Genomic DNA, 12,406 nt, shown 5'->3' on the forward strand with positions numbered 1-12,406 from the left:
CCTTTCTATTAGACGCCGCGCTTCGCCGGGTCCCATATAATTTTGTGCAGCTGCATATTCAGCTTAACATGCGACAATCCCGCTTCAAGCATCCGCTCCACCAGCTTAGCTGGCGGCATGCTTTCCCATACGGGACTAAACATCGGCAGCGCTTTCGTTGGATACCGATTCAGCGTCTCAACCGCAAAGTCGAAATCGCGATCCGTCGCAATGACGAATTTCACTTCATCCTGCGGACGAAGCAGCGCAAAGTTCGAATGATCCATACGCTCATTCTCGCCCGAATCGGGCAGCTTGTAATCCATGACGTAACGAACATTATCAGCTTGTACTTTGTCTAAGAATGGAGCTAGTCCAATCGCGCCGTTCGTCTCGACATGCACATCGACAATGCCATCAATGTCGGCAAGCGCCTGCAGCAGCCGCGCCGACTTATCGCCGTACAGAAGCGGCTCCCCGCCAGTGAAACAGATATGCTTGGATTTGTAGCTGCGCACCTGTTCGACGATCTCGCGAATCGAGAGCGTGAATTCGGATTTGGCCGGGGGATAGCTATACGTAGTGTCGCACCACGTACACCTTAGGTTGCAGCCGAACAAACGCACAAAAACGGTCGGAAACCCGGCACGCGTGCCTTCGCCTTCGACCGTTTCGAATATTTCTACCATTGGAAGCTTCTGATCGAGCGGGTCGCGCTCGCCCTGATGCAAGTCTATGCTACTCATGGTCTGCCTCCATCCATTGGCGCGTGATAGAAGCGAAGCTTGTCGGCGTTTCCCACAGCCGCACTTCCTCCACACGTACTCTCGGATAAAGACCTTCTTCAACGAGCGCCTCATGCACCTGCTCATACATCCAGACGACCATATTCTCAGCGGTCGTGTTCATAGGTGGCAGTACTTCATTCAAATATCGATGGTCGAGCGGCCCGATAATACGAGCCTGCGCAATTCGCTTCATATCCGAGAAGTCAATGCTGATGCCTCGTTCATCCGGCACACCAGACATCATCAACTGGACTTTGTACGTATGCCCGTGCAAATTCATGCACTTGCCATCGTAATTATGAAGGTGATGCGCGCTATCAAACGTAAATTCTTTGGATAATAGCACTCTTCGGTTATGATAACGCAGTTGATTGGCTTGAATGTCCTCACCAAGGACCTGCACTTTTCTTGGAATCTCGTAATTCATTACAGCACCTCATTGTTCGCAATACGCCTATTATAGCATGGGGGCATGGCCCCTACAATGAGACATGCCCCCATCTATAACAAGTAGATTCTAGAGGAAGTTTAAAAAGCCCGCTTTTGATCACGATGAAGCACAGGAAGCGTAGTCGACATCAGGTGCTGAAAACCGGTCTTTTTGAACACGAACTTACTTGAGGAAGTTCAAAAAGTCCGCTTTAGATCACGAAGCAGCACGAGAAGTTTAGGCCAACAATCGGCCTGATAACACCGTAATCGCCTGCCCGATCAGCATGACGCGATCCTCTTCCACGCGAACGGTCAAGCTTCCTCCGCGGGCTGAAGCTTGGTAAGCTCGGAGTTCATCCTTGCGGAGCCGCTTCGCCCAGTATGGGGCTAGTGCGCAATGAGCCGAGCCTGTCACAGGGTCCTCATCAACCCCGATTGCTGGGAAGAATGCTCGGGATACAAAATCATAACTGCTCGTCGCTTTCGATCGACTCGTCACAATAACGCCCCTTGTCTGGAGCGTTCGCAGCAGCGCCAGATCCGGCTGCAGTCCCCTGACGGTTGCTTCATCATCGGCTTCCACCAAATAATCGAGGCGATTGCTGCCGACAAATCGCGGGATGAACCCGAGCGCTTCGATGAGCTCTTCTGGAGGTGACAGCGGACTGACTGGCTCCGAAGGAAAATCCAGACGTATGCCGCCATTATCTCGATATGCGGTAATAACTCCGCTCTTCGTCTCGAACCGAGCTGCTTCTTGCTCACCGATCCGACCTGTCTCATACAGAATGTGAGCGGCGGCTAACGTTGCATGACCACATAGATCGACCTCAACGCGTGGTGTAAACCATCTCAACTCATACATGCCATCCTCGAGCGGACGAAGGAAGGCCGTCTCAGACAAATTCATTTCTGCTGCTACGCGCAGCATCCAGTCCCGTGACGGCTGGACGTCTAATAAACACACGGCAGCGGGATTACCGCTGAAGGGCGTAGCCGTGAATGCATCGACGATCCATATCGGAATGGAACTGCCAGGCTGTTGAATCGAAGCGTATGAACTCATCAATCTTCCTCCTTGATAAGAAACATCTTCAGCCTCTAGCTGATCGCGCAGTGTTACCGAACTGTCGCTGACTTCGCTGCGAGCTGTTCCTTCTCTTTCTTTGCTTTCCGATTAACGAGCACGATGCCGCAGCATACTGCCGTTAGCGAGGCGATGACCGCGATACCGACTTCTTCACGCAGGAAGAGCGCCGACATAATAACGCCGAATACCGGAGTGAGGAACAGGAACGAGGCGGTCGAACCAACAGAATTGTATTTCATCACATAATTCCACAAGACGAAGCCCGCAGAGGAAATAAGGGCAGAATAGAACAACAGTACGATTGCCTTAGTCGTCCATTGAAAAGGTGCGAATCCTTCGGCGATTCCTCCGATGAGGATAAGCGCAAGGCCGCCAATTACCATTTGATATCCATTCACATACGCAACCGGAAACTTCGATACCGACCGCTTCGATAACAAGTTGCCATAACCAGCGAAGAGCGCAGCTCCAAGCAACAGGAGTTCACCCTGTCCGAAAGCATTGTGCCAGCCGAGCTCTACCCCCTTCGGAATAGCCAGCAGCAGCAGACCTGCAAGCCCAAGCAGCAGTCCTCCCGCTTTGCGACGGTTTATCCGATCGGTCGGGTCCGCGAAATGTACAAAAATAATAGAGAAGAACGTAATGGTCCCTGAGATTACAGCACCGAATACGCCTGAGCTGTGCGATAAGCCCGTGTAGAAAAACATGTACTGCAGGACGGTCTGCACGAGCGCAAGCGTCAGAACCGCTCGAGTCGATCCCGATCTAAATTTGAGCGGTTCCTTAATTGCGATCATAAATAAAAAAATGAGCAATCCGGCAAGCGTGAAACGATAACCGGCGAACAACAGCTGTTCAAACCAATCCGTCCCATCGATACCGAGTTCCTCATAGCTGCTTTTAAGTGTTGGATAAGCACTCCCCCACAGCAGCGTTGCGCCGACTGAGCCGGCGACAATGCCGAGCGGGTGTGTGAAAAACGATTTAGCATTCATTAGACGATATCAAGACCTTTATTCTGTATTCGAACTTTCGGTTAACGGGATCAGCAGATCGACCGTCACTTCTTCCAAATGCTCGTCGAGGTAAAAAATTTCAAGCGACACGGCCGTATCCTGCTTGGCGAGCTTATGCTCCGTCATCCAAGACGTCAGCTGATCGTAGCCCTCTCCGATCCGCTTATTCGTACAAGTGACCATCGCATATTTGCGCTCTGGAATTGTGAACTGCACCATGCCCGGCGGTACATGCTTAAGATGATTCACTTCATAGCACGCCCAATAGGTAGCAAACACTTCATTGCCAAAATAAGGACTGTACAATGCGGAGGAAAGTTCCGCCCCGTTAAGTTCATGTCTCCTAGCGAGAAATTCGCCCTGCAAGCGGATCGATTCATCCGGAAACGTCGAATAGGGTCCGCAGTAGCTTATTCCGACCAAATGGATGGCGGGCTTCGCAATGATCGAGCAGTTATCCAAGGCGCACTCCTCCTTGCAATCAGAAATGGTGAACACCGGCGGCTTCGCACTGTAGCCGTGTCCTTAGTGTATCATGTTTTACTAGGGCAAGGGTATACGATTGTTTCGACAATCCGGGTCATTTACAGCAATTTCGCATATGCAGGCACCACGACAGGATGCCCTCCTATCTAGTCATTATGCAGATTTGACAAAAAAAGAGCGATACATCGGAAGTAAGTTCCGTATCGCCCTTATCCATTATTCAATTGCTATGCAGGATCATTTCGTTGTTGTGACAACACCGTGTTCGCCTCTATAGCCTCGAGCAGTTCATGAATCGGCATCTCCGCCATCGAACTCAGCATTCCATCATAACCTACCGTTTCGAACGGAAAAGCGCGAGTAGCGGGATTCGGGACAACGATGCAGCGTATGCCGGCCTGTTTGGCCGCCTTCAGGCCGTTCAAGGAATCCTCGAACGCTATCGCTTCGTCGGCATTTATTTGCAGCTCATTTAATGCTTTCAGATAGAGCGCAGGATCTGGCTTCACGTGCTCGACCTTATCTCCCGTCATGATTAGATCATAATAACCATCTAGTTCAAATCGCCGGATATAAGGGTCAATCCATGCCCTTTCGGAGCTGGATACAATCGCAATACGCAAACCTAATGACTTTGCTTCATCCAGATAAGCCCTAACGCCAGGACGAAGTTCGAGCTGACCCGTTTTATTGGTATATATCGCATCAACCATCCGCTTCAGCTCTTCGCGGGAGCGATCCACCCCTCGATTCATCAATTCTTGGTACGGATCGAACGAGGCGAATGTCGTGCCGATACACTGGGCATATTGTTCCAGAGAAAGCTCCTGCCCATGATCGCGGTACAACTCGACAAAGGCCTCATACCACAGCGTCTCTGTATCAACGGTCAATCCGTCAAAATCGAACAATAACGCACGAATCGTCATAGCTTCCCTTCGCCCCTATCCAATCGAACCAAATTTGTTCAGCGGCCATACACGGAACAATACGCGGCCATCGATATCTGCGTAACTCACAGCACCGAAAACTCGGCTGTCTTCGCTGCGTTCCCGGTTGTCTCCTAACACAAACACGTGGTCATCCGGCACCATATAAGGCGTCTTGAAGTTGTTCGGATAAGACTGTCCTTTGGTATAAGGCTCATCAAGCTTCACGTCGTTAACGAAGACTGCGCCATCACGAAAATCGATCGTCTCGCCAGGCAACGCAATGACGCGCTTAACGAGATTCCGATGTTCTTCCTTGCTGTTAATAATTACAATTTCGCCCCGCTTCGGTTCCGTAATATGATAGGACAGCTTGTCTTCGAATAGACGCTGGCCTTCTACAAGCGTATTCTGCATCGAGATATTAAACACTTGCACTTGAGCAAAAGCGTAGTTCTGAATCAGCAGAGACAGAATGACAGCGACAGCAATCGCTGTCAGCCATTCACGAAGCTCTCTCGTCCATTTCTTAGGACGTTTGGTTTCGGTCTGATTTTCCAACAATTCCACTCTCCCGACTGATCTCGTGAATCGTAATTTCAGATGCCCGTTTCGCCTGGTCGGCGAGCCGATCGACTTGACGAAGCAACTCCGATAACTGCTTGGACGAGTATGCAATAAATCCTAACTGGTCTAAATGATGCTGGATCGGATATGGCGAACGATGGTAATGGATGCCGAAATTCCGGAAAGTGCCGCCTGCAGCGATATAGCAGCGCACCGCTTCTCTTCGGAGCAGCCAATGCACGGTATGGATTTCGCTGCCAGCCGATAGCATCCTCTCTACTTTTCGAGCAATCTGCATGTCCATAACCGGCTCAAGGCCGCTAATCGAACCATTCTGCTCTCGCAAATAATGCCGGTAATTCGCCAACGACATCAATGAACCATCGATCGGCACGGCATTCTCCTGAGCACAAATACTACGGAACGCTGTATAGGTTTCAGGCTCTTCCGTCTGAATAATCGATAGCACGCGGCCATTCGAACAGGCACCATGACGCATCCAGGCGACGCTCGACGTTGCTGCCATCCAAGCTGCTTGAACAGCTAAAGATGCGCCAAGCAGATCGTCATTGCGGATGCAGCTGTCCAAACACTGCAAATAATGCTGAACTTGCTCTTGTGATTGAACCAGCATCTTCCTGCGCCCCTCGGCGCTCTCGAAGTACTCAAGCGCTGCAGGCTTAAGCGAATCGAATGCGCCATGAGGATCGTAGACGATGCGTGCTTCGCGCAAAAATCGGTGTGCCCACGGCTTCGAACGCATGACGCCGCTGCCTTCCCATGACTGAATATTGAGATGGATCGTAACGCCATCATATAAGACATTCGAACAATTCCATTTGCAGTCGATAGAAGAAACTACGATATACAGATTAAGATTACTGTACGCGTCGGCATCTCCTCTTCCAACTGATCCGCCTGCATACGCAAACACCCAATCCGATTGCTTATTTGAAACGATATACTCCCTAGCGGTATTCATTAACCGCTCTGTATGAGTCATGACGCTGATCCGCCCTTCCAATTACCAGTGATAGCTCAACCAATGAACAGGTATAAATACCTATTCATTTTAGTCTAAACGATCAGGCAGGCAGTGACGGATAAAGTTTCTCTAAAATTTTAAAAAAGGTGCCTCTCACCAGAACGATTATCCCATCGGGAAACCTAATTAGGAAATACTTTCATAGGTTCTACCGTTGTTGACGATAAGAAGGAACATTCCAGACCGCATAGCCGCTGCTAGTAATTTCAACTCCGTTCAACTGCTGACCGTAGGCACAGCCGCCATCGATTCCAATTTTATCGCCGGTGAACCAGACAGATGGTTGTCCATGCAGCTCGACCGCTCTTGTATGGCCGAACACCACCTTGCGATCCAATCCTGTAGGAACGCCCCAGAATGGTTCTTTGACATACATGAATTCATGTTCCGGCTGCAACCGCCAATTATCCCGATAATCCGGATGTATCCCTGCATGTACATAGAGATGACGTTCGTCCTCCGCAAACAAAGGGAGATTGCTCAAAAATGAAATATGGTTCTCATATTTGTCGTTCAACCGTTCACGCAGCCGTTCGATATTACGCACACTAACCTCAAGGCCAGGTGTCCAATCTGAAATATCGACCGTCTCATCCAAGTAGCTGGATGCTGTCGCAAGTCCGCCATGCGTCAGAAATTTATGAATCGTCTGATCATCGCCAACTCTTGCAAGATCGACAAGACGCTGGTCGTGATTGCCTCGCAACGCTATCGCCCCATTATGTACGAGCTCCATTACCCTCTTGACGGTGCCGCTCGAGTTCGGTCCACGGTCAACATAATCTCCGAGCAGCATGAGCCGATCACGATCCGGCTTATATTTCATTCGAGCCAACAGCTCATTCAACTCTTCGACACATCCGTGTATATCACTGATCGCAATTGTTCGCTGCATAACTAGAACTCCTTCCTACTGCTTCATATAGTTCCTGTCCCTAAAAAGCGCTTGTTATTGCAGGTTCAAGCAGCCAATCGACTAATTCCTGAACCGTATTCACGATAACCGCAGGCTCGCAAGCGGCCAATTCCTCCAGAGTGCCATAACCGTAAGCAACACCAATTGAGGCTATCTGATTATTCGAGGCGCCAATAAGATCATGTTTGCGGTCCCCGATCATAATCGCGTCTACGGCAGCAATGCCTTGTTCCTGTAGAACATGAGCAATAATCTCGGATTTATCCGATCGAGTGCCATCCAAGAAGCTGCCTGCGACAGACTTGAAGCATGACATAATATCGAAGTGATGCAAAATTCGCTCAGCGAAAACAGTCGGCTTAGATGTGGCGACATGAAGCGTGCAGCCTGCTTCCATCAATTTCAATAGCGACTCCTTCATCGCCGGATACAGCTCGTTCTCGAAGATGCCATGCTCGCTGAAATACTCACGATAGTAAGCAACCGCTTCCGTCACCTGCTCTTCGGTGAAGCCGTATTTCTCACGGAACGACACTTGCAGCGGCGGTCCGATGAACGATTTCAACGCATCGCATTCCTCCTCGATACCGAACTTATGGAGCGAGTACTGAACCGACTTCGTAATGCCAACACCTGGATCGGTAAGCGTACCGTCCAAGTCGAATAGAATATGATTGTATCGCATGATAGAAACCTCTTCCTTAATATCAGATAAAAGTTTTCATTACGCTGTGTTAGAATTGTGACACCATCAGCGCATTGCCTTCACAATCACGGAAACTGAACGATTGATGTTCGTCGCTGTACGTCTGAATCGGCTCAACCTGTACGCCTCTTCGTTTCAATACGCCATGAATATAGGCGATGTTATCCGTACTGAAGGTGAAGGCCGCTCTGGCATAAGGAACGCAATTATCGTCGCGGAATAGATGCATGACATAACTATCATCGATCATCAACTCTGCGAAATCGTTCTCGTCATAAGCGCCCAGCTCGAAACCCAGCTTACTGCAGTACCACTCGCTTGCTTCCTTCAGCTGTTTCACATATACCATTACGCCAATAATGTTATTCTCCACCAACGCAGGCATCGTCTTCTTCGCTCCTTAGGTAAGGTTCGTTCATCATTGTTATTCGAAATTTATAATGAAGCCGGTTTTAACGCCTTTCACGAAACCGACGCCTTCATAAAATTGATGGACCTCATCCCGCTTCGAACCAGTCATAAGCATGACCTTGTAGCAGCCTCGTTCTCGTGCAGACTCGATTGCTTGCTGAAGCACCGCATGACCGTAACCGCGACGTCGCTGGTCTGCGCGAGTGACAACATTTTCAATCAACGCATACGACCTGCCTCCCCGCGTCAAATTATCGACAATCACGAGCGTGCAGGAGGCAGCAAGCTTCCCCTCAGACTCCACGACCCAAATCTCCAAACCTGGATTAGCCAACATCCTCCTCCACTGTTCATTAAGCCGATCGCCACGTTCCAGCGGAGCATCTTGCTTGTGCAAATCGGTATATAACTGAAGCAAATCTTCTAGTTCATGAGCTTGAATCTTTCTTATCATTGGTTTCATCGATGAGACCCTCCTAGAAAGCATCAGTCCTCTAAGACATGCAGTTTGGGCCATTGCCTCTGCCATTGCTTCTTGTACATACGCCCCAAGTAATACGCGTGATCCTTAAATCTTGGGCTTCTGCGCAGCACGACGTGGAATAAATCTGCAAGTCCATATGGCGCAGCAATCTGCAGCTCATCTGCATCGTCTAATCGGACGCCAACAGCCGTTGCCGTCTCCGGCCACAAGCTCATCGCATCTGCCGATGATTCGTAAGGCGCATCGCCATTGCGGATATGCATCCGAGCTTGATTTTTGACCGACCATTTCGAGTTGCCGGTTTGCTGCTTCAGCAGCAGCTCCAGTTCCTTCTCTCTTGCCTCGGAACAATCCGATGGATCGTAATAAATCACGTCGATATCATCGTGACGGTCACCGGGCTCAAACCCATGAAGTTCGTCCCACACGCAACTTCGAATGTAGCCAGCAGCGATATACCAGTCGGGAAGCCTAAGCGCCTTCACCAGCCTTAAATCGCTCATAATACCATGATGACGAGTAATAATCTGTCGAAGCCGAGCTTCAAATGAAGTCTCTATACCAGGCTGCATTCATTACCTCCGGATCGAATTTTGTACAAAAGCCTTATTGCGGCCAAGAGATTAGATTAATCTATCTTAATATAATCTTCCATTTTTTGAAACAAAAAAACCGACCGCTGAGGTCGGTGCTAGAACGAAGTTTCATACTTGCTAGGACTTAACCCATAATGCCGCCTGAACAACTCTGCAAAATGGTTATAGTTATTAAACCCAACATCCAGAGCCGCTTCGGTCGCATTCCGTCCTGAATGTTTGAGGAGCAGCGCTGCCTGTTCGATTCGCATACGGTTCAAATGCTCAATCATGGTCGTGCCTGTCTGCTGCTTGAACAGATGTGACAGACGCGAAGTAGACAGATTGACTGCTGCAGCCAATTCGTCGATACGCAGCGGTTCGATCATATGGCTGGACAAATGCTGCAGCGTCTGCTCGATGCGGGGATCGAGCACACGGTCGGTTCGTCTGGCAAGGAGCAGAATAATCTCCTGCAGGGAGTTGCTGCACAGCTGCTCCCAATAGCTGCTTCGTTCTCTTGAATCATGCAGCATGCTGAGGAACGCCTGATGGACGCGTGCTCGCAGCTCTCCTTCAGGAATCGTATGCACAAACACCTCTTCCTGTGGCAAATAGCTGAATTCATGTATTCGATGACAATGCACCCACATGAAATTCCAGCTCTCGCCAGCGGCTGTGCCATACGTATGCGGCACACCGGCACGAAGCAGCGACAAGGTGCCTTCCCCAACACGCTTCTCCCCTGCAGGCGTTCGAAAATAACCTTCCCCGCCAAGCGTATAAGCGAGAAGCCAATCGTTCATCCCAGCTGGCCTGGCCACTTGATAGGCTTCATTCTCGTTGAAGTGACCACCGAAGATCGGTCCGGACGAATGATGCCCATAATTCTCGGGCCGATCATACTGATTCATCGATGACGACATTACGCTTCACATTCCGCAATGCGGAGCAGCTCACTAACGGTCACCATTTGCAAACCGCGCTCTGCTGCCATATGAATCAATTGACGGACTGCCTCCACCGTCTGCGAACGGTCACTTCCTCCGTCATGAAAAATTATAATGTTTCCCCCACATAGATGATCGCGCGACTCTGTTACGATATGCTCTACACCCGGATCGCTCCAGTCATTGGAATTCATATTCATCGCACCAATGGACGGGTAACCAAAGTGTTCAGAAATTGTCGTATCCACTTCATCGTTGTGCGCTAAATACGGTGGGCGGAATGTGCGAACTACCGCGCCTGTCTCAAGCTTGATGATCTGATCGGTGCGCGTAAGCTCGCTCACAATGTCTGAGGGATCAAGCTCCGTCAGATTCGGATGGGTATAGGTATGATTGCCGAGCTCATGTCCTTCCGCATAGACCATGCGAGCAATATCAGGATTCGCCTCCACTTGACTGCCAATCATATAGAACGTCGCCTTGCCGCCAACTTCACGGAACAACGATAACACCTGCGGTGTATAGATCGGATCCGGTCCGTCATCAAACGTGAATGCGATTACATTCTTCCTCGTAGTTGCATGATCCACTAGCTTCATTGGATGTTCTCCCCTTCTCGCGCTCATAGTAAGTCTAGTATACAGCATCCCCCTAGCCTGACAAAGCTAAAAACCAGCCTCTGAATAGGCTGGTTTCAAGCAACTATTATTTGCCGCTGTTAAACTGCAGATCAAACGCTCTCCGGTGCTTACGACGATAAGCCGTTGTGCTCGTATCGATTGCTGCATCGATCCTACTGGCATCCGCGTTCGAGCATTTTTTGCACACCTTCACTTGTGTACGATCTGATTTTGTCTTCGTATACAGAAGCTTCACTCTTGTTGCGTGACATACCGGGCATATGCCTCTCGATCTGTTCTCGATCTTCCAAATAGACCGCCCACGATTCGATTTCGCCATTCAACACTACCACCTTATATTAGAGAATTGTTACGTTATCTCTTCTATAGGTATGTACAGGCCTAGGTAGATATGATAGATGGCGTATCACTCGCACTCAATAATCCAAGCAATATCATCTTCTCTTTCGTCTGGCTCAATCGCTGCTCCGCGCCGTGCGGCAGCAGTGGATCACTCCAAGCAAAACCGTCTCCTTCGTATCTTGGTATCAAATGCATGTGATAATGGGTAAGGTCATTGAACTTCCCGCCATTTTGAATAACGCTTATTCCGTCAGGGCGGAACGACTGCTTGATGACAACCGAAAGTTTCCTTGAGGCATCCATGACAGCGTAAGCCGTCTCGGCATCCATATCCTCAACATCCAGGAAATGCTTCTTCGGAAGAATTAAGGTATGTCCTTCATTAAACGGGGCGATATCGAGTACACATGTAATCCATTCATTCTCATACACGATGTTTATGTTCGGTTCAATCCCGTTCGCAATTCTACATCCTAAGCATACCATCTATTGCAGCACCTCCTTCTCTCTTCCTGTTATTAGAGTAGTTGAAATTTACCATATAACTAATAAAATGAACAGCAAGTTTGAAAAACAAAAAATCCCGAACCAAGACGATAAGTCTTAGAACGGGATGTTCGTTTATAAAATGGTGCCGGCGATAGGAGTCGAACCCACGACCTACTGATTACAAGTCAGTTGCTCTACCAACTGAGCTACACCGGCATATAAGTAATTCAAAAATCGTCCGTTGATCACGAGGTATCTCAGGTTGCATATTCGGCATCGAATCTTGATCCAGCCCTCGAACTCCGTTGCTCATGTAGGGTTAGCCTACACTCCGCTACTCATTCTTCGGTCTAAATCAACCTTCTCGGTGCTTAACAGCCAATTTTTGAATCTTCATTGTAAGCAAAAGCTCGACAGTGTCGCTCTGATGCTCGCTGAAGGTTACACCTTCAAAACTGGATGCGAATGTTTGAAACTTTAGCTTAAGTAATGCTTGTTTAGGATAAGCCCTCGATCGATTAGTACTCGTCAGCTGCACGCATTGCTGCGCTTCCACCTCG

At 49.2% G+C, this 12,406-nt stretch carries 18 protein-coding genes and 1 tRNA gene; all 19 read right to left on the reverse strand.

From position 1 onward, the window contains the following. Positions 1–8: 8 nt before the first annotated feature. Positions 9–725 carry a 7-carboxy-7-deazaguanine synthase QueE gene (locus SBI19_RS05695; RefSeq protein WP_317965816.1) on the reverse strand — a complete coding sequence of 239 codons (717 nt, stop codon included), beginning with the start codon at positions 723–725 and terminating at the stop codon, positions 9–11. Beyond that, the gene (queD, locus tag SBI19_RS05700) at positions 718–1,194 is read right to left on the reverse strand and encodes a 6-carboxytetrahydropterin synthase QueD (protein ID WP_317965818.1); all 477 of its coding nucleotides are present in this window, start codon (positions 1,192–1,194) and stop codon (positions 718–720) included. The genes SBI19_RS05695 and queD overlap by 8 nt, the downstream gene beginning before the upstream one ends. A gap of 240 nt (positions 1,195–1,434) precedes the next feature. Next, positions 1,435–2,265, reverse strand: coding sequence for a PhzF family phenazine biosynthesis protein (locus tag SBI19_RS05705; protein ID WP_317965820.1), 831 nt, complete (start codon positions 2,263–2,265; stop codon positions 1,435–1,437). A gap of 53 nt (positions 2,266–2,318) precedes the next feature. Further along, positions 2,319–3,284: a DMT family transporter gene (locus SBI19_RS05710; protein WP_317965822.1), complete on the reverse strand. Its 966-nt coding sequence runs from the start codon at positions 3,282–3,284 to the stop codon at positions 2,319–2,321. Positions 3,285–3,302: 18 nt separating this feature from the next. Then, entirely contained in the window at positions 3,303–3,767 is a 465-nt protein-coding gene (locus tag SBI19_RS05715) for a GyrI-like domain-containing protein (protein ID WP_317965824.1), read from the reverse strand. 251 nt (positions 3,768–4,018) lie between these two features. Further along, positions 4,019–4,720 carry an HAD family hydrolase gene (locus SBI19_RS05720; protein WP_317965826.1) on the reverse strand — a complete coding sequence of 234 codons (702 nt, stop codon included), beginning with the start codon at positions 4,718–4,720 and terminating at the stop codon, positions 4,019–4,021. 15 nt (positions 4,721–4,735) lie between these two features. Further along, positions 4,736–5,281 (reverse strand): signal peptidase I, encoded by a 546-nt coding sequence (lepB, locus tag SBI19_RS05725; protein ID WP_317965828.1) that lies wholly within the window; start codon positions 5,279–5,281, stop codon positions 4,736–4,738. Continuing rightward, entirely contained in the window at positions 5,250–6,290 is a 1,041-nt protein-coding gene (locus SBI19_RS05730) for a hypothetical protein (RefSeq protein ID WP_317965830.1), read from the reverse strand. Before SBI19_RS05730 ends, lepB begins: the two co-directional genes overlap by 32 nt. A gap of 190 nt (positions 6,291–6,480) precedes the next feature. Continuing rightward, positions 6,481–7,227: a metallophosphoesterase family protein gene (locus SBI19_RS05735; RefSeq protein ID WP_317965832.1), complete on the reverse strand. Its 747-nt coding sequence runs from the start codon at positions 7,225–7,227 to the stop codon at positions 6,481–6,483. Between the two features lie 40 nt (positions 7,228–7,267). Continuing rightward, a complete protein-coding gene (locus tag SBI19_RS05740; protein ID WP_317965834.1) occupies positions 7,268–7,933 on the reverse strand; it encodes an HAD family hydrolase in 666 nt (221 codons plus the stop codon). A gap of 49 nt (positions 7,934–7,982) precedes the next feature. After that, the gene (locus SBI19_RS05745) at positions 7,983–8,339 is read right to left on the reverse strand and encodes a VOC family protein (RefSeq protein WP_317965836.1); all 357 of its coding nucleotides are present in this window, start codon (positions 8,337–8,339) and stop codon (positions 7,983–7,985) included. 39 nt (positions 8,340–8,378) lie between these two features. Further along, complete coding sequence (locus tag SBI19_RS05750) at positions 8,379–8,828, reverse strand: GNAT family N-acetyltransferase (protein ID WP_317965838.1); 450 nt, start codon at positions 8,826–8,828, stop codon at positions 8,379–8,381. 23 nt (positions 8,829–8,851) lie between these two features. Further along, a complete protein-coding gene (locus SBI19_RS05755; RefSeq protein WP_317965840.1) occupies positions 8,852–9,421 on the reverse strand; it encodes a nucleotidyltransferase family protein in 570 nt (189 codons plus the stop codon). Positions 9,422–9,540: 119 nt separating this feature from the next. Further along, positions 9,541–10,350 (reverse strand): helix-turn-helix domain-containing protein, encoded by an 810-nt coding sequence (locus SBI19_RS05760; protein ID WP_317965842.1) that lies wholly within the window; start codon positions 10,348–10,350, stop codon positions 9,541–9,543. Continuing rightward, positions 10,350–10,973, reverse strand: coding sequence for a polysaccharide deacetylase family protein (locus SBI19_RS05765; protein ID WP_317965844.1), 624 nt, complete (start codon positions 10,971–10,973; stop codon positions 10,350–10,352). Before SBI19_RS05765 ends, SBI19_RS05760 begins: the two co-directional genes overlap by 1 nt. Positions 10,974–11,079: 106 nt before the next feature. Beyond that, entirely contained in the window at positions 11,080–11,334 is a 255-nt protein-coding gene (locus SBI19_RS05770; RefSeq protein WP_317965846.1) for a hypothetical protein, read from the reverse strand. A gap of 62 nt (positions 11,335–11,396) precedes the next feature. After that, a complete protein-coding gene (locus tag SBI19_RS05775; protein WP_317965848.1) occupies positions 11,397–11,843 on the reverse strand; it encodes an HIT family protein in 447 nt (148 codons plus the stop codon). A gap of 143 nt (positions 11,844–11,986) precedes the next feature. Continuing rightward, positions 11,987–12,062, reverse strand: a tRNA-Thr gene (locus SBI19_RS05780). Positions 12,063–12,201: 139 nt separating this feature from the next. Beyond that, positions 12,202–12,406 (reverse strand): hypothetical protein (locus SBI19_RS05785; RefSeq protein ID WP_317965850.1); only part of this gene is annotated, 205 nt, incomplete at its 5' end.

The sequence above is a fragment of the Paenibacillus sp. CCS19 genome, from assembly GCF_033239625.1.
Classification (GTDB): Bacteria; Bacillota; Bacilli; order Paenibacillales; family Paenibacillaceae; genus Paenibacillus_T.

What these genes read in the sequence shown, in the direction of transcription:
- SBI19_RS05695 (WP_317965816.1), bottom strand. Translation starts at nt 725, where the DNA reads ATGAGTAGCATAGACTTGCATCAGGGCGAGCGCGACCCGCTCGATCAG.
- queD (WP_317965818.1), bottom strand. Translation starts at nt 1,194, where the DNA reads ATGAATTACGAGATTCCAAGAAAAGTGCAGGTCCTTGGTGAGGACATT.
- SBI19_RS05705 (WP_317965820.1), bottom strand. Translation starts at nt 2,265, where the DNA reads ATGAGTTCATACGCTTCGATTCAACAGCCTGGCAGTTCCATTCCGATA.
- SBI19_RS05710 (WP_317965822.1), bottom strand. Translation starts at nt 3,284, where the DNA reads ATGAATGCTAAATCGTTTTTCACACACCCGCTCGGCATTGTCGCCGGC.
- SBI19_RS05720 (WP_317965826.1), bottom strand. Translation starts at nt 4,720, where the DNA reads ATGACGATTCGTGCGTTATTGTTCGATTTTGACGGATTGACCGTTGAT.
- SBI19_RS05730 (WP_317965830.1), bottom strand. Translation starts at nt 6,290, where the DNA reads ATGACTCATACAGAGCGGTTAATGAATACCGCTAGGGAGTATATCGTT.
- SBI19_RS05735 (WP_317965832.1), bottom strand. Translation starts at nt 7,227, where the DNA reads ATGCAGCGAACAATTGCGATCAGTGATATACACGGATGTGTCGAAGAG.
- SBI19_RS05740 (WP_317965834.1), bottom strand. Translation starts at nt 7,933, where the DNA reads ATGCGATACAATCATATTCTATTCGACTTGGACGGTACGCTTACCGAT.
- SBI19_RS05745 (WP_317965836.1), bottom strand. Translation starts at nt 8,339, where the DNA reads ATGCCTGCGTTGGTGGAGAATAACATTATTGGCGTAATGGTATATGTG.
- SBI19_RS05750 (WP_317965838.1), bottom strand. Translation starts at nt 8,828, where the DNA reads ATGAAACCAATGATAAGAAAGATTCAAGCTCATGAACTAGAAGATTTG.
- SBI19_RS05755 (WP_317965840.1), bottom strand. Translation starts at nt 9,421, where the DNA reads ATGCAGCCTGGTATAGAGACTTCATTTGAAGCTCGGCTTCGACAGATT.
- SBI19_RS05760 (WP_317965842.1), bottom strand. Translation starts at nt 10,350, where the DNA reads ATGTCGTCATCGATGAATCAGTATGATCGGCCCGAGAATTATGGGCAT.
- SBI19_RS05765 (WP_317965844.1), bottom strand. Translation starts at nt 10,973, where the DNA reads ATGAAGCTAGTGGATCATGCAACTACGAGGAAGAATGTAATCGCATTC.
- SBI19_RS05770 (WP_317965846.1), bottom strand. Translation starts at nt 11,334, where the DNA reads ATGGCGAAATCGAATCGTGGGCGGTCTATTTGGAAGATCGAGAACAGA.
- SBI19_RS05775 (WP_317965848.1), bottom strand. Translation starts at nt 11,843, where the DNA reads ATGGTATGCTTAGGATGTAGAATTGCGAACGGGATTGAACCGAACATA.